The organism is Natronococcus sp. CG52, from assembly GCF_023913515.1.
Classification (GTDB): Archaea; Halobacteriota; Halobacteria; order Halobacteriales; family Natrialbaceae; genus Natronococcus; species Natronococcus zhouii.
In genome coordinates this window covers 67,172-86,835 of the sequence record NZ_CP099391.1, presented here as the reverse complement: position 1 = coordinate 86,835, position 19,664 = coordinate 67,172, and the positions used below count along the sequence as shown (strand labels likewise).

Sequence of the window (19,664 nt, the reverse complement as noted above, 5' to 3'; positions counted from 1 at the left end):
GTTTTCCTCCTCGCTTACGCGGGAGAGCAAAGAAGGAACTAAATAATCACGAAGAATAATCCGAATACAGTCCAAGATATGGGACTACTTCGCTACACAACCTATCGATTCATCCAAGCAATCCCGGTCCTGATCGGTATCTCTATCCTTACATTCATCCTCGCGAACCTGACACCGGGGGATCCGGTCAGACTCATGGTACAAGGCCAGGAGGTCACTCCGGAACAGATCGAGCGAATTGAGGCACAGTACGGCCTCGATAGGCCGCTTCACGAACGGTACCTCGACTATATGGCGGGACTGGTACAGGGAGATATGGGCTACAGCTTCCACCGAAATCGGTCCGTCTCGGAGCTGATCGCCAGTCGAATCGGACCGACGCTGCTGCTCATCCTATCGGCGTACGTGTTCGCGCTCATCACCTCGATCCCGCTGGGAATCCTCGCCGCGAAGCGGCGCAACGAGCCGTTCGATCACGTCTCCCGGATCATCGCGCTGATCGGCGTGAGCACGCCGTCGTTCTGGATCGGAATCATGTTGATCCTGATCTTCGCCGTCCAGCTCGGCTGGCTCCCGTCGGCGGGGCTCGTCTACCCGTGGTGGTCGCCGGAGGTCTACGGCCACAGCGGCTACCTCGAGCACTTCTACCAGACTATCCGATACCTGCTGTTGCCGATGGTCGCGCTGGGAACGCTGCAGATGGCGACGCTAATGCGCGTCGAACGCACCCAGATGATCGAGTCGTTACAGGGCGAGTACGTCAAGCTCGCCCGGGCGTACGGCGTGCCCGAGCGAACGATCCTCCGAAAGCACGCGTTTCAGGTCGCCCAGTTGCCGATCATCACGATCGTCGGACTCAACCTGTCGACGGCGCTCGGCGGCGCCGTCCTCACCGAGTTCGTCTTCAACATCAACGGACTCGGACGGTTGTTCTACGAGGCGATCATCCAGCTGGACTACCAGCTTATCATGGGCATCACGATGGTTATTGCAACAATGTTCGTTATCGGCGTCATTATCACAGATATCGCGTACGCGTACATCGATCCGCGCGTCACGTACGGCGAGGCTGAGTAACGATGGCTGTAGGTGAAACACAGGTCGAAAGCGGAACCGAACCGGCTACCAAAGAGACCCAGACGGGGTGGAGAAACACCCTCGGGAAGATCAAACGGGATACGACCGCACGCTGGGGACTGTACGTCATCTCGTTCGTGCTGGCCATTACGGCCTTCACTATCATCGACAGCAACCTCTCCCGAATCACGTTCGATACGGTCTCGGACTTTGCGATCGCCGAGGCGCTCCCCATCCTGGAGCATCCGGAACGGCTGCCGGCGCCCGGCGAAGCCGAAACGAACCAGCCCCCGGTGTTCCACGCCGACGGATCGCTCTCACACCCACTGGGAACCGATCCGAACGGACGGGACTACTTCACCCGGATCATCTACGGTGCGCAGGTTTCGGTCAGCGTCGGGCTCGCCGCGACCTTCCTCGGACTGGTCGGCGGCACGGCCATCGGCGCGGTCGCCGGCTACTACGGCGGCTGGGTCGACGACGTCCTGATGCGAGCCATCGAGACGGTGTACGCGATCCCCCCGCTGATCCTCATCATCGTCTTCACGGTCTTCGTCAGCGGCGGGAGCCCGGACGTCCGGTTCGCGATCGTCGGCGTCGGAATCGCCTTCATCCCGGTGTTCGCGCGGATCATCCGCAGCGAGGTGCTGTCCGTCCGCGAGATGGATTATATCGAAGCGGCCCGAGCCGCCGGGGTGAAAGATCGCAATATCATTCTGCGCCACGTCATCCCGAACAGCTTCGCGCCGGTGCTCGTGTACGCGACGCTCCAGATCGGCGTGACGATACTCATCGTTGCCGGGCTCTCGTTCCTCGGTTTCGGCGCCCAGCCGCCCACCCCGGACTGGGGTGCGATGCTCCAGACCTCTCACGGCTACATGCACTCGAACGTCTGGCTCTCTATCTGGCCCGGACTGGCGATCATGATCACCATCATGGGCTTCAACCTCTTCGGCGACGGCTTACAGGACGCACTCGACCCACGAATTAACGACTAACAATGAGTTCTGAACCACTACTCCGCGTCGAGAACCTTAAGACGCAGTTCTTTACGGACGCCGGTACAGTACGCGCAGTCGACGGGATCTCCTTCGACGTTCACGAGGGCGAGATCGTCGGACTCGTCGGAGAGAGCGGTGCCGGCAAGAGCGTCGCCTCGATGAGTCTGCTCCGGCTCGTCGAGAGTCCCGGCGAGATCGTCGGCGGCGAAATCACCTACAAGGGCGAGACCATCTTCGGTCTCGAGGAAGGTCCCGACGGCGAGCTCCGGAAGCGCGACGACACGCTCTCGGACGAGGAGATTCGAACCCGCATTCGGGGCAACGAGATCGCCGTCATCTTTCAGGACCCGATGGAGACGCTCAACCCGGTGTTTACCGTCGGGGGACAGCTCCGGGAGTTCATCGAACTCAACCGCGACCTCTCGGGGAAGGACGCCCGGACGGAGGCGATCACTATGCTCCGGGAGGTCGGCATTCCCGACCCCGAGGAGCGCTACGAGGAGTATCCCCACCAGTTCTCGGGCGGGATGCGCCAGCGAGTGCTCATCGCGATGGCGCTGGCCTGCGAACCGAACCTCATCATCGCCGACGAGCCGACGACGGCGCTCGACGTCACCGTCGAGGGCCAGATCATCGACCTCGTCGACGATCTCCAGGAAAAGTACAACACGAGCTTCATCTGGGTTACCCACGATATGGGCGTCGTCGCGGAGATCGCTGACCGGGTGAACGTGATGTACCTCGGGGAGATCATCGAGCAGGCGCCGGTGGACGAACTGTTCCACGACACCAAGCACCCCTACACGGAGGCGCTGCTGAACTCGATGCCGCGTCCGGACAAGACCGTCGGCGAACTCGAGCCGATCGAGGGCGTGATGCCCGAGGCGATCTCGCCGCCCTCCGGCTGTCGGTTCCACCCGCGCTGTCCGGACGCCAGGGAGGTCTGTCAGCGAGTCCATCCCGAGAACAGGGAGGTCGATCGAGCGGACGACCACCCCCACAACGCGGCCTGCGTCAAGCACGACGTCTTCGACGTCGGCTACGACGAGAGCGTTCCGCTCGAGAAGGAGCCGCAGATGACCGCGGGCACGCCGAGCGGAGGTGAGGAGAGTGAGTAGTCCGCTCGGCTCCGAGATGAGCGGCGAGGACATCGCCTACGGCGAGTCGTTGGTCGAGGTCGACGGGCTGAAGAAGTACTTCACCCAGGACTCGGGTCTGCTGAGCGGCGTCTCGTTCGATTCCAGCCAGTTCCCGCCGATCAGCGTCGGACAACAGCGCGTCAAGGCGGTCGACGACGTGAGCTTCGACATCCGGCGCGGCGAGACCCTCGGACTCGTCGGCGAGTCCGGCTGTGGAAAGAGTACGCTCGGACGGACGATCCTCCGGCTCCTCGAGCCCACCGAGGGGACCATCAACTTCAAAGGCGACGACCTCGCGACGCTGAGCGGCGAGGAACTTCGCCGGAAGCGCTCCGAGATCCAGATGATCTTCCAGGATCCGCAGGCGTCGCTCGACCCGCGGATGAAGGTCGGCCAGATCATCGAGGAGCCGATGCGCGCCCACAGCATGTTAGACGACGAGGGTCGAGAGTCGCGGGCGAAAGAACTGCTCGAGAAGGTCGGACTGGACCCCCACCACTACAACCGACATCCCCACGCCTTCTCCGGCGGGCAGCGCCAGCGGGTCAACCTCGCGCGTGCGCTATCGGTCAATCCGGACTTCATCGTCTGTGACGAACCCGTCTCCGCACTGGACGTCTCCATCCAGGCGCAGGTGCTAAACACGATGGAGAAGTTACAGGACGAGTTCGGACTCACCTACCTCTTCATCGCCCACGACCTCTCGGTGATCCGGCACATCTCCGACCGCGTCGCGGTGATGTACCTCGGGAACATCGTCGAACTCGCCGACAAGGAAGAGCTCTTCGAGAACCCACAGCACCCCTACACGAAGGCGCTGCTCGAGTCGATTCCCGTTCCCGATCCGCGAAAGAGTGACGCACGCGGCGTCCTCGAGGGAGAGGTTCCGAGCCCGGTCAACCCGCCCTCGGGCTGTCGGTTCCGCACCCGGTGTCCGCGTCTGATCGCGCCCGACGAGTACGAGTTGACCGAGGAGAAGTGGGACCAGACCCGGGCGTTCATGCGCGCGGTCAAGCGACGAACGTTCGAACCGATGACGGCCGAGGAACTCCGCCTCGAGTTCTTCGGCGGCACGGTTCCCGAGGGCGAGGCGGGAGCGATCGTCGAGGAGGCAATCGGCCTCATCGCCACCGGTCGCAAGCAGCGGCGCGACGAGGACGAACAGTACCAGGAGGACTGGGACGAGGCGCGCGAACGCTTGCTCGAGTCGTTCGCCCGGCGGAGCATCTGTGCGACGGAACAGCCCGCCTACGAGATCGAACCGGAGTACGGGACCGACACCCACTTCGCGGCCTGTCACCTCCACCGATAGCGAGTCGAAACGGACGAATCGCTGATTTTCGCGGTTTCTGGGGCGTCAACGATCGACCGTCGGGCGGGATCGATGTCGAGCACCGATTCACGGGACGTCGAACGTCACTCGGACGGCACTATCCCGTTTACTGATATTCTATCACGTTGTGAGTGGTTCACTAATATCGTTGATAGCGATTATACAACACGGTCAATAACCGCAAAAAGCCTTAAACCACTGACGCCATTATTAACTCGTACATGAGTAAGATTATGTCAGTTCTGACGACGGCGATCGGCATCACCGCGAAGGTACGGCGCACGATCGATCACTCCCCGCGGTTCTCGGGCGTACAGGGGGGCGAGGACGGGCGTCCGGATACGCAGATTCCCGCGGGCGGGTTCCTCACGGGATAACTCGGTAAGGCGATTTCGGCGTGACCGGACGGAGAGCAGTTCTCGTTTTCCGCTGACCGCAGTTCGTCCGCTACCGAATCGTAATCGTCGTGGAGTCGCTAGGCTCGAAGGCACCCTCGTGTGTCGCGACGAAGACGCGAATCTCGTACTCGCCGGGGTCAGGAAGCACGGACTCGCGGTGCGCCCCGTCGCGGACGCGTTCGAACCGACCGTTCCAGGTGAACGACGTTCGTTTTCGTTCGCCGCCGCCGAAGTCGAACGAGGACGGGCGGTCACGGGTGTACCGTCGTTCGTCGCTGGCCTCGAGTCGGCCGTCGATCGTCCACCCCCAGCGGCGCTGTTCGGGCGTCGGAACGTTGACGGGAACCGGCAGCGGGTTCTTGAAGTCGACGGTGATCTCGACGGGGTCGTCGCGGTCGTAGACGTCCCGGTCGGTCTCGATAGAAACCCGGACGACCCGCCGGGCGACCGCCGCCGGAATGAGCGCCGAAAGGAAGGTCGCGGTCGTATACCGGGACGTATCCGTTTCGCTTCGGCGTCCGTTACTCGCGTCCCGTCCAGGGTCGTCTCGAGGGCGCGGACCAACCATCTATCGCGACTCAGGCGCCTGAGAATCAAATAGTGTACGATGCGCGGGGAACCGATCACTCGCGCGAATTCGTTCCGCTGGGGCGCACTCGCAGCGAACGTCTCCAGGAGGCGGGACTCACCGCATCGCCGGAAGCGTCGGCGCGTCGTCGGCCCGCATCGAGAGCCACGCGTCGTCGACGGCGATGTCCGCGATGATGAACTCGTCGCTCGACTCGGTCGCGTCGATCGAGCCGACGACCGTATCCTCGGAGGAGACAGTGTGAGTGTCTAACACCATGTACGTATGTCAATACCACCCACATATAAACGCGTCGAATCGGAACATCCGGTTTCGCGACTGCTCGGAAAACGGAACAGACGGGGAAGCGCGTGAAACACTGGGTTTATACTTATTTTGGCCGTACCGTGGGAATATGAACGTAGTCGACGCGATGACGCCGCGGGAGAACGTGGTAACCGTCGAACTTCCGGGTACTCGCGAGGACGTCCTCGAGTACCTGCAGGAACAGTCGTTCTCGTCCGTCCCGGTCGTCACGGAGACGGACGACGGGCTCGAGTACAGAGGACTGGTTTCCCGGGACGCGCTGATCGAGCAGCCGGACGAGGACCAGCTCGTCATGCTGATGGAGGAGGTCCCGACGACGACGGCCGAGACCACGCTCGAGGAGGTCGCGCGGCTGATGGTCGACGAAAGCGCACGTCGTGTACCGGTCGTCGATGGAGAGTTCGAAGGGATCGTCACCGTGACCGACGTGATCCACGCGATCGCGGCGGGAGACCAGGAGACCGACGCCGCCGTCGGCTCGCACGCGAGCGAGGACGTGAATACGACCTACGAGGGCGCGCCCCTGCCCGTCGCGGAGCGCGAACTCTACTACGCGAACGTCCCCTACACGGTTGCACTGGACGACGACGGCCGAATGAGCGGCGTGCTTACCGAGGTCGACATCATCGAGGTCGCCCGCATCGTCGAGGGCGAGGAGGAGACCGGCGACAACTTCCCCGACCAGGACTCCGAGTGGTCGTGGGAGGGCGTCAAGGGCGTCGGGAGCCGCTACCTGCCGACGCGGGACATCGAGATCCCGAACGGCCCGGTTCGCGAGTTCATGAGCGACGACGTGGTGACGGTTTCGGCCGAGCGATCGGTCCAGAAAACCGCACAGCTGATGATCAGCAACGACATCGAACAGATCCCGATGGTCTCAGGCGAGCAACTCGTCGGCATCGCCCGCGACGTCGATCTTCTGGAGGCACTCTATGAGTGAACAACAGCAGACGAACGTCGACGAGACGGACGAATCGACGAGCGAGAAACTGGTCGAACTGGCCAAGCGGCGGGGCTACTTCTTCCAGTCCTCCGGCGCCTACGGCGGCGTCGGCGGCTTCTACACCTTCGGTCCGCAGGGCGCCGCGCTGAAGGGCAACGTCGAGGACGCCTGGCGCGACCGCTTCGCCGTCGCGGAGGGGAACATGGAGATCGACGCGCCGACGATCATGCCCGAACCCGTCTTCGAGGCGTCGGGCCACCTCGACGGCTTCGACGACATGCTCGTCGAGTGTCCGGACTGCGGCGAGAGCCACCGCGCGGACCACGTCGTCGAGGACGAGACCGAGTACGAGGACGCCGAGAGCCTTCCGATCCCGGAGGTCGAGGACGTCATCGCGGAGTACGAACTCGTCTGTCCCTCCTGCGGTGCCGGACTCGCGGGTCAGGCCGTCGAGGCGTTCAACCTCATGTTCGCGACGAACATCGGTCCCGGCGACTCGGATCCCGGCTACCTGCGCCCGGAGACGGCCCAGGGCATCTTCGTCGAGTTCCCCCGCCTCAAGGAGTACGCGCGCAATCAGCTTCCCTTCGGCGTCACCCAGATCGGCCGGGCCTACCGCAACGAGATCAGCCCGCGCCGCTCCATTATTCGGACCCGCGAGTTCACGCAGGCCGAACTCGAGTACTTTATCGACCCCGAGGCGGACGAACCGCCGCTCGAGCGCGTCGAAGACGTCGAGGTGACGCTCTACTCTGCGAGCGAGCAGAACAAAGAGGACGGCGAGGAGATCCGGATGACGATCGGTGACGCCGTCGACGAGGGAGTCATCGGCAGTCCGTGGGTCGCGTACTTCCTCGGCGTCGCCAAGCCGTGGTACGACGCAGTCGGCGTCGACATGGAACGGTTCCGGTTCCGTCAGCACCTCTCCGGCGAACGGGCCCACTACGCCGCGGACTGCTGGGACGCCGAGAGCGAGATCGACGGCAACTGGATCGAGATGGCCGGCTTCGCCTACCGGAGCGACTACGACCTCTCGAAACACCAGGAGCACTCCGACGACCGATTCACCGTCTTCAAGCAGTACGACGAGCCACAGACGGTCGAACGCGCGACGGTCGATCCCGACATGAGCTACCTGGGTCCGGAGTTCGGCGGCGACGCACAGGCCGTCGTACGGAAGCTCGAGGAGCTGGCGAGCCGCGATCGGTCGGCGTTCGAGGGTGAGTCGGTCGAGATCGTCCTCGAGGGCGAGAGCCACGGGCTACCCGTCGAGAAGGCCGGTTTCGCGGTCGAGGAGCAGACCGAGGCGGGCGAACACATCACGCCGCACGTCGTCGAACCCTCCTTCGGGGTGGACCGATTAGTCTACACCGTCCTGCACCACGCCTACAGCGAGGACGAGGTCGACGGCGAGGAACGAACCTACCTCGACCTCGATCCGGAGGTCGCACCCACCTTCGTCGGCGTCTTCCCGCTGCAGAGCGACGACGAGCTCGAGGCCGAGGCCCGCGACATCGCCGCGGCGCTTCGCGCCGAAGGGCTCGCCGTGACGTACGACGACTCGGGCAACATCGGCCGACGCTACCGTCGCCAGGACGAGGTCGGCACGCCGTTCTGCGTGACGGTCGACTACGAGACCGTGGAGGCCGACGAGCGGTCAGTTACGGTCCGAGAGCGCGACTCGACCGGCCAGAAGCGGTTGCCGATCGACGACCTGCCGGAGACGCTGGCGGCGCTTCGCGCCGGCGAACTCGAGTTCGAGGAACTGTAGACGCGAACTCGACGTCGTTTCGGCCGGACCGTGAGCCCCGCGGCTTCCGGTGAGAGCCGCGCCACCCCGCCATCGAGCGCGAACGGCGCGGCAACTCGTCGGGGACGCGCTGTCGTACCGTGGTCCGTTCAAATTTGAGACCAGTGGAACACATTTATCCGGTGGATCCATACCGAGGGTATGGACCGACATCGATTCGGCGGGGCGTCGTTCGGACGCAGCGTCAGTTGGGTCCACGGGCGACGAACGGGACCTGGCTATCGCAGTAGCGAACGGGGAAGCGACGGACGTAGCCGTTTCGAAGGAGACCGTCGACACCTCCGACGGACGATGAAGCCGTGACGGATTCGTCGATGAGCGAACTTCGCGACGACGAATCGGCCGACCGCCGGACGGACGAGCCGGGGCGCAGGCCCCTGGAGGACCTCGTCCAGCGAGTGTTCGACGTGAATCCGGTTAGCACCGTCGTGGTCGATTCGACGGGCGCCTTCGCCTTTGCAAACAGACGTGCAGTAGAGGTGCTCGGTCTCACGAACGAGGAACTCGCCGACCGAGCGTACGATCACTCCGACTGGAACATCTACTACGACGATGGAGCGCCCGTTCCGGTATCCGAAAACCCGGTCACACGCGTCTTCGAGAGTGGCGAACCGGTGCTCGGCTTCGAACACTGGATCGAGCTTCCGAACGGTTCCGAGCGATGGTTCTCGAGCAATTCGGCCCCCGTTCTGGACGAGGACGGAGCCGTCGAGTACGTCGTCGTCTCGTTCGAGGACGTGACCGCGTTGAAGCGACGCGAGGAACAGTTGACCAGCGACCACGTCCGGCACCTCGAGTTCCGCGCGAAGCAGTCGGCAGTCCCACCCTCCCTTCGCACTGAGGGTTACGAAACGCGGATCGGCATCGACTCCGTCGTCTTGCTCCCCGACGGGACGGCCGTACAGTACATGGGAACGCCGGATCTCTCGGCGAGTGACTTCGTCAACGCCGTTGAAGAGGTCCCGCACTTCACCGACGCACGGTTGCTCAGTTCGATCGACGGTCACAATCGCATCGAAGCCCACGCGGAATCCGAGACGGTATCCCAGGTGTTTTTCTCCCTCGGCGGCCGCGCCCGCGACATCGCCATCGCTTCCGACGAGGTCAGGTTCCGCGGAGAGATTCCGGGCGACGTGGATCCCCGGCTGGCCGCGGACGGGATTCGGCGGTTCCACCCCAGCGTCGAACTGGTGTCCGAGGAACTCGTCTACTCGCCGCATCTGCTGTACGATATCGTCGCAGACGCGCTCACCGATCGGCAACTCGCCGTGCTCAATTCCGCCTACTTCGGCGGCTACTTCGACACGCCGCGGACCAGCACCGGCGACGAGTTGGCGGACCGGTTCGGCGTGACGCGACAGACCTTCAACCAGCACCTTCGCAAGGCTCAGCAGACGGTCTTTCGCCACCTCTTCGAGAAGTCCGGCGCGGACGCACGCTGACTGGTCAGCGTGCCCTCTTACCACGACGTCTGCTATAGGGAGGGTAATGAACGATAATACGACCACACCGGATTCCACGCCCGTCGGTCCGTTCGATGAGGACGGCGTGGGACACGACCCGGCGACGGAAGCGTCACACGCTCGTTTCGACACGGAGTACAACACGGTCGTCGTGACGATCGTCGAAACCGTGGCAGCCGTCACGAACCGCGAACCCGCGGCCATGGAACCGCTGTTCGCGGCCATCGATCCCGAATCACTCACCGGGCTCGTGGCGTCGACCCGGAAAACGCCGGTCGAAGTGGGCTTTTCGTACGAGGGCTGTCGAGTAACCGTTTCGAGCCGCGGGACTGTGGTCGTCGAGCAGCCAGACGAGTGAGCCACGGAACGAGCCTCGCGCGACTGCGTCTGGTGCGGTCGGTCGCGTCGCGAACGTAACCGACGGACTGAAGGTATCGTCGTTCGAGGGTTGCGGTGATGGCTGACGAACTAAAGCGCCGTCTCGTCCACGCCAGCGGGGCGGGGCTGGTCGCGCTGTATCTCCTCGCGGACTCTCTCGATCTCGGTCTCACCTGGGAGCGGTTTCAGCTCCTGATGGTGGTGCTCGCTCTCGGCGTCATCGGCCTCGAGTTCCTGCGACTGCGCGTCGGTCTCGAGTGGTGGATCTACGAGAAACTGACCCGCGAGTACGAGCGGAACCAGTTCGCCGGCTACGGCTACTACATGGTCAGCATGACTGCCGTCGTCCTCCTGTTTCCGGCCGAGATCGCCCTGCCGTCGATGCTGATGCTCGCAGTCGGCGATCCGATCAGCGGCGCGGTGTCGGACAACAGCCTGAAGCGGGTCAAGGGAGCGAAAGTGCTCGTCACGATGTTCGTCGTGAGCGTCCTCCTCGCCGCCCCATTCCTCTACGAGTATCCCCTCGCCGTGCTCGGGGCGGCGGTGGGTGCGACGATCGCCGACGGCGTCAAGCTACGGGTCGGCGACTTCATCGTCGACGACAACCTGACGATTCCGATCTACGCGGGCGTGCTGGCGTATCTGGCGCTTGTTTTCCTGCCGGCGTAGCGGTTCGGGGACGTCCGCCGGCTGTCGTTCACGGCCCGCCGTCGAGTACGTGTTCTACCGCTCGAGCCTCGCCCCGGCGAAGCAGTTCCGAGGCCGTCGAGACGGCACACTCGAGTTCGGCGGCGACGGTTTCGATGCCGTTCCGGCGCGGAACCTCGTAGTAGCCGACGTTCCGAGCAGCCCGCAGCGCCTCGCGCTGGCGGTCCGAAACGGACTGATCGGCCACCGTCAACTCGTCGTGGGCCCACAGCACGCTCATAGAGACCCCGTCCGGAACCGTCTCGAGAATCGCTCTGAGATCGTCCGGGTGGCCGACGAGCGTCAGTCGCATCGTCCGGTCGGATCGAACCTCGATCGGCGGGACGACCACGACGGTATCCTGTGCGAGCGCGTTCAGTAAGGAGAGTCCCTCCGGACCGAGCTCCTGGCGAAGGTAGAGAAAGAAGCCGTCCTCGACGGGCGTAATCTCGTACTCGCGAACCAGGTCCCGGTCGGCTACCAGCGGCTCGTACGCCTTGGGATCGCCGAAGACGAACGACGTGATCGTCTCGACGCCCTCGACCGCCTGTCCGCCGAGGATCAGTTCTCGCTCGAGATCGGGAGACGAACAGATCCCCTCGTGGATCGGGGAGAGCGCCTCCGGCGCGTACTGCAGTTCGATTCGGACCGACTTCACGACCGGTCGTACAGGCGCTTGACACTTAAAATGGCGATAGGTTTCGGGAACACTGCGAACGCCATCGCCACCAACTATCTGCTATGAACGTCCGTCCGTGGGTTCGCCGGAGCGTCGTTCTCGGAGCAATCACCGTCGCCGCTGGGATCGGCTACGCGCGGTACCGGAGGCGTTCCGCGTCGGCCACGACCGAGCCTGGAGTGATCACCGAACGCCACGCGAGCGCGTTTCTCGTCCGCCGACGCATCGACGAGGGCCGACTCGAGTCGGTTCGAGAAGCGGTCTCGCAGACGCGCGGCGACGATGATCCCGACCAGTTGCTCGGCCTTGAGGGCGCGACCACGGCGTCGCTGTTTCTCGACACCGGCGGGGAGAACTCAGAAGTGATCTGGTACGTCGAGCTCCCGCGGTCCGCGATGGTCGACTGGGACGAACCGGAGTCACGGGTCGAGGCGGCCTTTCCCCTCGAGCACGAGGCGATCGCCGACGAGGGGGACGCGGTCGACCACGAACTGCTCGTCCACGCCGTCAACCCGGTCCGGCCGCGCACCGCGACGGGCGAACGGGACGGGCCGGTCGTCGCCGGCCCGGACACCGGCGTCGACGTCGAGCTGGTGCAGATGGGGCTCGAGCCGGGACTCCCGGAGCGATTCGCGGACTGGTTCGCCGGGATTTCGCGTCGCGTCGAGAGCGGCGAACTCGACCTCGGCCCGATCGAGCGCTGGAGTGCGGAGATGCTCGACGCCGAGAACATGCACACCGAGTCGATATTCCTCGAGCGCCGATCCGACGGCTACGTGCTTTGCGGGTACATGGAGACCGAAGAAATGGAACGGGTGTACGACGCCTACTACGATACCTGGAATCCGGTCGCAAGAGGGTCGGAGATCGTGCTCGGACGCGTGCTCGAAGACCCGGCACAGATCCTCGAGTATCCGCTCGAGACCGACGTCGAAATACTCGCACACGCGGTCGATCCGGATCGGCCGCGTCGACCCGACGAGTGTTGAGGCGCGGATCGAAATTCGATGGCCTGCAATGAGTCGCGGTAACCAGCTAGCCGGGCCTTTCACCGTGGGTTTCCAGAAAAAGCGTCCTGCTCGTGCGAAACACGCTGAGTCACCACACCCTCCCCAACCGATTTCTGCTCACGGGTGCGCGGCACCCGTTCGCATGGTTCGCGGAACCGCCGGTTCCGCGCTAACGCTCGGTCGCGTCGCTCCCTCGCTCATCCCACGCACGAGTTCGTGCCGCGGTTCGCTCGGCTCACGGTTCCCTACGGTCACCGTCTGCTCACGGACGCTACGCGTCCGTTCGCATGCTATGCGAGACCTCTGGTCTCGCACTATTCGCTTTTCGAGGCGCTCGTTTCACTCGCGCCTCGCTATCGCTCGCCGCGACGCAGCGCGCGCCACGAGGGACGGTCGGTTGAGCGTACTCGATTGCCGAAGCTCTTGAACGGCCCGTATCAGGCGTTCAGCCGCCAGAGTTCGAAGTTGAGCACCGTCGCGAACGTTACCCAGGCGAGATAGGGGAGGAGCAACGCCGCGGCACGACGGTCGACGCGCCGGAACGCGGCGACGGTAGCCGTGACGAGCACCCAGAGTGCGAGAATGATTCCGAGCGCGACCAGGGGCGCCTCGAGCGTAAAGAAAGCCGGCGTCCAGGCGACGTTGAACGCCATCTGTGCGACGAACAGCCCCAGTGCGAGTCGCCGACCGTCGGCGTCGCTTCGCCAGACCAGCCAGAGCGCGATCCCTATCAGCGTGAACAGCAGGGTCCAGGCGATGGGAAACGCGATATCGGGCGGGTAGAACCACGGCTTCTCGAGACTCCCGAACCAGGCCGTGTCGGGCGAGGAGAGAACGCCGGGGACGCTGCCGACGACGTTGACGAGGACGACGAACCCGATCGCGGCGAGTATCGACTCGCCGTCGGGGAGTCGTCGAGTCGAAGTCCGGGTTTCCATACCGTTCGCAGGAGGCGTGGGCGTTTATATCAGCGGCCAGCGAGCCGAACTCTCTACTCTCCCGGTCGTTCAGACGGACCGTACCACTTTCACCGCGGTACGAGAACCCTTATTCGCAGCGAGGGTGAACGCCCGACAATGGCAGCGACGGACGAGGACGGCGGCCAGCCGACTATCGATCACCCCCTGCTCGAGCCGAACTTCCTCGAGCGCAGGCTCTACCAGCTGAAACTCGCCGGGACGGCCGCGAACCACCACACGCTCGTCTGTCTCCCGACGGGGCTGGGCAAGACGACGGTGAGTCTGCTCGTCACCGCGCGGCGACTCGAGGAGGTCGGCGGGACGTCGCTCATGCTGGCCCCGACGAAGCCCCTCGTCCAGCAACACGCGGAGTTCTACCGGGAAGCGCTCAAGGTTCCCGACGACGAGATCGTCGTCTTCACCGGCGACGTCAGCCCGGACGACCGCGCCGAACTATGGAAGGAGGCGACGATCGTGATGGCCACCCCCCAGGTGATCGAGAACGATCTCGTCGGCAGTCGGATTTCGCTCGCCGACGTTACCCACTGCACCTTCGACGAGTGCCACCGCGCGACCGGCGACTACGCGTACAACTACATCGCCGAGCGCTACCACGCCGACGCCCGGGAGCCGCTCGTCACCGGAATGTCGGCGTCGCCGGGCGGCGACGAGGAGGCCATCCTCGAGGTCTGCGAGAACCTCGGTCTCCAGGAGGTCGAGGTGATGACCGAGGAGGACGCCGACGTCGCCGAGTTCACCCACGACACCGAGGTCGAGTGGAAGCGGATCGACCTCCCCGACGAGGTGCTCGAGATCCGCGACGCGCTGAACGAGGTGATCAAAGACCGCCTCGGGAAGCTCAAGGAACTCGGCGTCGCGTCGTCGACCCAACCCGACCAGTCCCAGAAGGACCTGAACCGGATGCGCGCGGAACTCCAGGAGCTGATCAACAACGATCAGTCGGAAGGGTTCAAGGGAATGTCCGTCCACGCGGAGGTGATGAAACTCCGGCAGGCGGTCACCCTGGTCGAGACCCAGAGCGTCGAGGCCCTGCGGCGGTACTTCGATCGCCAGCGCAACCAGGCCCGCTCGTCGGGTGCGTCGAAGGCCAGCCAGCGAATGGTCTCGGATCCGCGGGTCCGCGAGGCGATGCGGAAGGCCGAGAACTTCGACGAACTCCACCCCAAGTACCGCAAGACGCGGATGCTCCTCGCCGAGACGCTGGGGCTCGAGGGCGGCGAGCGCGTGATCATCTTCACGGAATCGCGCGACACGGCCGAGGCCCTGACCGACTTCCTCTCCGAGAGCTTCGACGCCAAACGGTTCGTCGGACAGGGGGACCGGGAGGGCTCCGACGGGATGACCCAGAACCAACAGCAGGAGGTGCTCGACGCCTTCCGCGCCGGCGAGTTCGAGGTGCTGGTCTCGACGTCGGTCGCCGAGGAGGGACTGGACGTGCCGGAGGTCGACCTCGTGCTCTTCTACGAACCCGTTCCGACGGCGATTCGGTCGATCCAGCGCAAGGGCCGAACGGGGCGTCAGTCCGAGGGACGGGTCGTCGTCCTGATGGCCGAAGACACTCGCGACGAGGCCTACTTCTGGATCTCACAGCGCCGCGAGAAGGAGATGGAGTCGGAACTGCGCGAATTGAAGGGGATAGCCGACGACCTCGAGGACGAACTCGACGCCGCCCAGCAGTCGCTGGCCGCGTTCGACACCGGAGAGAAAGTGGACGGGAAAGACGAGAAATCGCAAGCAGAAGGCGGGGGTTCCAGCGGAAACGAGGGGGTTTCAGATCAGCCGGGACTGCAAAAATTTGGAGAGGAGAACTCGGAATCGAGTACCAGCGACGAGGTGGTCGAAACCCACGAACCCCACGCCGAGGGTGATACCGTCGAGGTCGTCGCCGACCAGCGCGAGATGGACGCCAACATCGCGCGGGAACTCTCGAGACGCGACGAGTACGAGGTGCGCCTCGAGACGCTCGACGTCGGCGACTACGTCCTGTCGGATCGGGTCGTCGTCGAGCGAAAGTCCGTCGCCGACTTCGTCGACTCGCTGGTCGGCGGCGAACGGTCGGTCTTCGAGCAGGTCGGTGCGATGGGTCGTCACTACGCGCGTCCGATCGTGATCGTCGAGGGCGAGGGACTGTACGAGCAGCGCGACGTCCACCCGAACGCCGTCCGGGGCGCGCTCTCGAGTCTCGCGGTCGACTTCGGTGCGAGCGTTCTCCGCACCGAGAGCGAGGCCGACACGACCGACCTGCTCGCGGTAATCGCCGGCCGCGAGCAGGAGACCGCGGATCGGGAGGTTTCGGTCCACGGCGAGAAGCAGGCGAAGACGCTGGCCGAACAGCAGGAGTACGTCGTCTCCTCGATCGCCGAGATCGGCCCCGTCACGGCGCGGTCGTTACTCAGTGAGTTCGGCACCGTCGAGGCCGTGATGATCGCGGCCGAAGAGGAGTTGATGGAGGCGGAGGGGGTCGGACGAGTGACCGCCGAGCGGATCCGAGAGGTCATCGGCAGCGAGTACGACGAGTAAGCGAGCCGGAGACTGAGCGGAAAATATATATCAGTTCGGTGTCGATTGTGTGAGAGATAACCCACCCGTTCCCTCCAGAGGCGATTCGAGTAGACGCGAGTGGCGCTCGCTAATTCGGTCAGGGAGAGAGCGGAGAGTACATCGATCTGTGATCTCTCATGATGAGCGAGGACTTACACCGCGAGACCAGACGCAACGACGCGCGACTCTCGAACGCGACGGACGTGAGCCAACGACACATAACGCCGGAGACAGATGGCGACTGACACCGGGTTCGAGAGTCGGATCGGGCGAGGTCTCGCCGACTCCTTCCGGATCGATACGCGAGCGCTGGCCGCGTTCCGCGTGTTCGTCGGCCTGCTGATCGTCGCGGATCTGTTGCTTCGGAGTCGAAATTTCACGTACTTCTACACGAACGACGGCGTCGTCCCACAGTCGCTCGCGAGGTCGATGAGTGCCGACGGCGCGTTCTCGTTCTATCACCTGACGACCGATCCGCTGCTCATCGCCGCGTTGTTCATCCTGCAGGGACTGATCGCGATACAGCTAATCGTCGGCTACAAGACGCGGATCGCGACGATCCTCTCCTTTCTCTTCGTCGTCTCGCTGGACCACCACAATCCGCTGGTCCTGAGCTACGCCGACACGCTGTTCCGACTGCTGCTGTTCTGGGCCATCTTCCTCCCGCTCGGCGAACGGTGGTCGGTCGACGCCGTCCACGCCGACCGGGAACCGCGGACGAGTGTCGCGAATATCGCCTCCGCACTCATCCTGGGACAGATGGTGTTCATGTACTCCGTCAACGGCTACCACAAGGCGCAGAACGACCTGTGGACCACCGGGGAGGCGACCCCGTTGATCATGGGACTGGGCGACACGACGTACTTCCTCGCGCCGTACCTCCGCGAGTTCCAGACCCTGCTTCAGATCGGTGGGCTGCTGTGGTTCATCATGCTCCTGTCTTCGTGGGCGCTGCTCTTCGTGGTCGGTCGGCGACGAATGCTACTCGCCGCGATCTTCATGGCGGGTCACGCGTCGTTCATCTTCACGGTGCGAATCGGCGCGTTCGCGTACGTCGCGATCGCCGGCCTCACCCTGTTCCTCCAGGCGCAGTTCTGGGAGGATCTGCGGGCGGTCGCTCGGTACCTCGAGATCGACCGCCGCCGGTTTGCGGACCGACGAGCCGAACTCGGTCGGTTCGCGGCCTCCGTCCCGAACGTCCGGTTCGATAGCGAGCGGCAACGACGCGCGAGACAGGCGACCTACAGCGCGGGCATCGGCGTCATCGTCATCTCGACGGCACTGTTCACGACCCTCTCGTTCGCGCCGATCGGAGTTGTCGACAAAGAGACGGTCGTCGAGGAACGGATCGAGGGGACCGCCCAGCAGTTCAGCATCGACCAACCCGACTGGAGCGTCTTCGCGCCGACGCCGCGGACGACCGACGGCTACTACGTCTTTCCGGCACAGACCGCGGACGGTGACGTGATCGACGTCTACAACGGCCGGGCTGCAGTCTCCTACGATCGGCCGTACGACGAACTCCAGAAACAGTACGGCACGTACCGAGAGCGGTTTTACATGAACAGCGTTCGCCGCGGCGGCTACCACGGTATCAACGACGCGCCCGAGAAGTTAGCCGAGTACATCTGCACTGCGTGGGAGAACGAACGCGGTTCGGAGCTCACCCACGTGAACATGTACCGAGTGACCGAGAACGTGGAAATGAACACGACGGCCTCGCCGGCGGACCGCGAGCGACAGACGGGACTCGTCTACCAGTACGGCTGTGACGGCAACGAGCCGACCGAGATACAGCCGCCGGGGAGCTATAGTGGCCACTGAAAGTCGGTGCACACCCGATCGCACGACGGGAGCGCGGTTCGGAGCGAGCGAAGCAAGCGAGAACCGCGGACAGTGCGATCGGTGTGTAAATCGTTGCAGTCGTTACTCTCATCCACGAGACCGCGTAGCCCGAGAGCGACGGGACACGAAGCCGCCCTCGAAACGGTGACCGGAACGCTGAATTTCGATCGGCGCGAACGGTCACCCGTTCGATGAGCAAGGAGATCCCCGACGAGGAGCCGATCGTGCTCTTCGACGGCGTCTGTAACCTCTGTGCTGGCTTCGTCCAGTTTCTCGTCCCGCGAGACACGGAGGGCGTCTTTCACTTCGCGTCGCTCCAGTCCGACGTCGGCCGGCGGCTGCTCGCCGAGTACGGTCTCGCGGACGACGAACTCGACTCGATCGTCCTGATCGAGGGCGACGACGCGTACGTCAAGTCCTCGGCCGTCGTCAGGATCGCCGCCATCCTCGGCGGGATCTACGCGCTCGCTCGCCCGCTGCGATTCCTCCCGCGACGACTGCGCGACTGGGGGTACGATCTGGTCGCCGCCAACCGGTATCGGGTGTTCGGAAAGAAAGACAAGTGTATGATGCCGACCGGAAACGTCCAGGAACGGTTCCTCGACTAGTGACGTCCTCAGCCTGCCCTGCAGGGTCGAACCAGGCGGTGGGGATCGGTTCGACCCTGCGGTCGACGCTGGGGTGGGTACTACCGAAGCACGTCGAGGGTCTCGCTCGCCTCGCGAGCGGCTTCCAGACACTCCTTCGCGTACCGCGGATCGTCCGTCTCGGCGGCCTCCCGCGCGAACTTCTCGAGCGCGGCGACCAGCGAGCCGTGGGCGTCGTCGAGACCGCTCGGCGGTGACGCGTTCGTTGGGGGCGTGCCGCTCGATCCGGAGTGATGTTCGTCGTGCTGCGCTCGGTTCGTCTCACTCCCTCGAGACGGGTCGGTTCCGGACGACTGGGTTCGGACGTCGCGATCCGGCGTCGATCGAGACGGCGGTGACGAGGGATGGTCGTTCGAGTCGCCGGCGGGGTCCGTTTCGGCGGTCTGTCCCGTCCGCTTCGGGGGCGTCTCCGAAGACGCACCGGGGGCGTCTTCGGCGGTAGCCGAGTCGTCGTCGGTGGCCGTTCCGGACTGGGGTCGATCGGTATCGTCGGGCTCGATCGCCGACTGGGTAGCCGACTCCTCTGCCGCCCGGGCCTCGAGATCCGTCCCCTGGACGGCGTCGGGGTTCCCGTGACAGCTAGGACAGAACGTCGTCCCGTCCTGCTGGAAGAGCGGGTCGCCGCAGGTGCCACAGTGGGTGTTGGTCATCGTGGCGCCCTTCAGTAGGAGATCGCTCATCCGCTGGGTGGCCTTCCGGTCGGCCTCGTCGCGCTCGTACTTCTCGCGAAGCTTCTCGCGCTCGGCTTCCTTGTCGAAGTCGCTCATACTCGTCTCGACGCGCCGGAAAGTCGAAAAAGCTGCGGAGACCGCCGCGCCGCTCGACGCCTCGAAATTCG

General features: G+C 64.3%; 19 protein-coding genes. 14 read left to right on the top strand and 5 right to left on the bottom strand.

The window, feature by feature from the left end:
- Positions 1 to 78 precede the first annotated feature (78 nt).
- From NED97_RS00440 to NED97_RS00420, 5 genes are all read left to right on the top strand, one after another.
- Entirely contained in the window at positions 79 to 1,077 is a 999-nt protein-coding gene (locus NED97_RS00440; RefSeq protein ID WP_252488778.1) for an ABC transporter permease, read from the top strand.
- Positions 1,078 to 1,079: 2 nt separating this feature from the next.
- The gene (locus NED97_RS00435) at positions 1,080 to 2,075 is read left to right on the top strand and encodes an ABC transporter permease (RefSeq protein ID WP_252488777.1); all 996 of its coding nucleotides are present in this window, start codon (positions 1,080 to 1,082) and stop codon (positions 2,073 to 2,075) included.
- Positions 2,076 to 2,077: 2 nt separating this feature from the next.
- Positions 2,078 to 3,196: an ABC transporter ATP-binding protein gene (locus NED97_RS00430; protein WP_252488776.1), complete on the top strand. Its 1,119-nt coding sequence runs from the start codon at positions 2,078 to 2,080 to the stop codon at positions 3,194 to 3,196.
- 16 nt (positions 3,197 to 3,212) lie between these two features.
- Positions 3,213 to 4,529, top strand: a complete 1,317-nt coding sequence (locus NED97_RS00425; RefSeq protein WP_252490665.1) for an ABC transporter ATP-binding protein — start codon at positions 3,213 to 3,215, stop codon at positions 4,527 to 4,529.
- 242 nt (positions 4,530 to 4,771) lie between these two features.
- Positions 4,772 to 4,927 carry a hypothetical protein gene (locus NED97_RS00420; RefSeq protein ID WP_252488775.1) on the top strand — a complete coding sequence of 52 codons (156 nt, stop codon included), beginning with the start codon at positions 4,772 to 4,774 and terminating at the stop codon, positions 4,925 to 4,927.
- A 70-nt stretch (positions 4,928 to 4,997) separates the two neighbouring features.
- On the opposite strand, the gene NED97_RS00415 is transcribed toward NED97_RS00420, so the two are convergent.
- Positions 4,998 to 5,516 (bottom strand): hypothetical protein, encoded by a 519-nt coding sequence (locus NED97_RS00415; protein WP_252488774.1) that lies wholly within the window; start codon positions 5,514 to 5,516, stop codon positions 4,998 to 5,000.
- A gap of 117 nt (positions 5,517 to 5,633) precedes the next feature.
- A complete protein-coding gene (locus tag NED97_RS00410) occupies positions 5,634 to 5,795 on the bottom strand; it encodes a DUF7556 family protein (protein WP_252488773.1) in 162 nt (53 codons plus the stop codon).
- Between the two features lie 136 nt (positions 5,796 to 5,931).
- On the opposite strand from NED97_RS00410, the gene NED97_RS00405 reads away from it, so the two are divergent.
- From NED97_RS00405 to NED97_RS00385, 5 genes are all read left to right on the top strand, one after another.
- Positions 5,932 to 6,783, top strand: coding sequence for a CBS domain-containing protein (locus NED97_RS00405; RefSeq protein ID WP_252488772.1), 852 nt, complete (start codon positions 5,932 to 5,934; stop codon positions 6,781 to 6,783).
- Complete coding sequence (gene glyS, locus NED97_RS00400) at positions 6,776 to 8,557, top strand: glycine--tRNA ligase (protein WP_252488771.1); 1,782 nt, start codon at positions 6,776 to 6,778, stop codon at positions 8,555 to 8,557. The genes NED97_RS00405 and glyS overlap by 8 nt, the downstream gene beginning before the upstream one ends.
- Before the next feature lie 353 nt (positions 8,558 to 8,910).
- Complete coding sequence (locus NED97_RS00395; protein WP_252488770.1) at positions 8,911 to 10,038, top strand: bacterio-opsin activator domain-containing protein; 1,128 nt, start codon at positions 8,911 to 8,913, stop codon at positions 10,036 to 10,038.
- A 46-nt stretch (positions 10,039 to 10,084) separates the two neighbouring features.
- The gene (locus NED97_RS00390; protein WP_252488769.1) at positions 10,085 to 10,417 is read left to right on the top strand and encodes a HalOD1 output domain-containing protein; all 333 of its coding nucleotides are present in this window, start codon (positions 10,085 to 10,087) and stop codon (positions 10,415 to 10,417) included.
- A gap of 98 nt (positions 10,418 to 10,515) precedes the next feature.
- Complete coding sequence (locus tag NED97_RS00385; protein WP_252488768.1) at positions 10,516 to 11,106, top strand: diacylglycerol/polyprenol kinase family protein; 591 nt, start codon at positions 10,516 to 10,518, stop codon at positions 11,104 to 11,106.
- Positions 11,107 to 11,134: 28 nt separating this feature from the next.
- Here the strand turns inward: NED97_RS00385 and NED97_RS00380 are convergent, their stop codons facing one another.
- A complete protein-coding gene (locus NED97_RS00380) occupies positions 11,135 to 11,782 on the bottom strand; it encodes a helix-turn-helix domain-containing protein (RefSeq protein WP_252488767.1) in 648 nt (215 codons plus the stop codon).
- An 83-nt stretch (positions 11,783 to 11,865) separates the two neighbouring features.
- On the opposite strand from NED97_RS00380, the gene NED97_RS00375 reads away from it, so the two are divergent.
- Positions 11,866 to 12,792, top strand: a complete 927-nt coding sequence (locus tag NED97_RS00375; protein ID WP_252488766.1) for a DUF6176 family protein — start codon at positions 11,866 to 11,868, stop codon at positions 12,790 to 12,792.
- Positions 12,793 to 13,250: 458 nt separating this feature from the next.
- Here the strand turns inward: NED97_RS00375 and NED97_RS00370 are convergent, their stop codons facing one another.
- Positions 13,251 to 13,751, bottom strand: coding sequence for a TspO/MBR family protein (locus NED97_RS00370; protein WP_252488765.1), 501 nt, complete (start codon positions 13,749 to 13,751; stop codon positions 13,251 to 13,253).
- Between the two features lie 138 nt (positions 13,752 to 13,889).
- Between NED97_RS00370 and NED97_RS00365 the strand changes: the two genes are divergently transcribed.
- The 3 genes from NED97_RS00365 to NED97_RS00355 all read left to right on the top strand — a co-directional run bounded on the left by NED97_RS00365 (position 13,890) and on the right by NED97_RS00355 (position 18,787).
- Positions 13,890 to 16,313 carry a DEAD/DEAH box helicase gene (locus NED97_RS00365; protein WP_252488764.1) on the top strand — a complete coding sequence of 808 codons (2,424 nt, stop codon included), beginning with the start codon at positions 13,890 to 13,892 and terminating at the stop codon, positions 16,311 to 16,313.
- A gap of 255 nt (positions 16,314 to 16,568) precedes the next feature.
- Positions 16,569 to 18,158: an HTTM domain-containing protein gene (locus NED97_RS00360; RefSeq protein WP_252488763.1), complete on the top strand. Its 1,590-nt coding sequence runs from the start codon at positions 16,569 to 16,571 to the stop codon at positions 18,156 to 18,158.
- A 212-nt stretch (positions 18,159 to 18,370) separates the two neighbouring features.
- On the top strand, positions 18,371 to 18,787 hold the full coding sequence (locus tag NED97_RS00355) for a thiol-disulfide oxidoreductase DCC family protein (RefSeq protein WP_252488762.1): 417 nt from the start codon (positions 18,371 to 18,373) through the stop codon (positions 18,785 to 18,787).
- Between the two features lie 80 nt (positions 18,788 to 18,867).
- Here the strand turns inward: NED97_RS00355 and NED97_RS00350 are convergent, their stop codons facing one another.
- Positions 18,868 to 19,593, bottom strand: coding sequence for an Sjogren's syndrome/scleroderma autoantigen 1 family protein (locus tag NED97_RS00350; RefSeq protein WP_252488761.1), 726 nt, complete (start codon positions 19,591 to 19,593; stop codon positions 18,868 to 18,870).
- Positions 19,594 to 19,664: the final 71 nt, after the last annotated feature.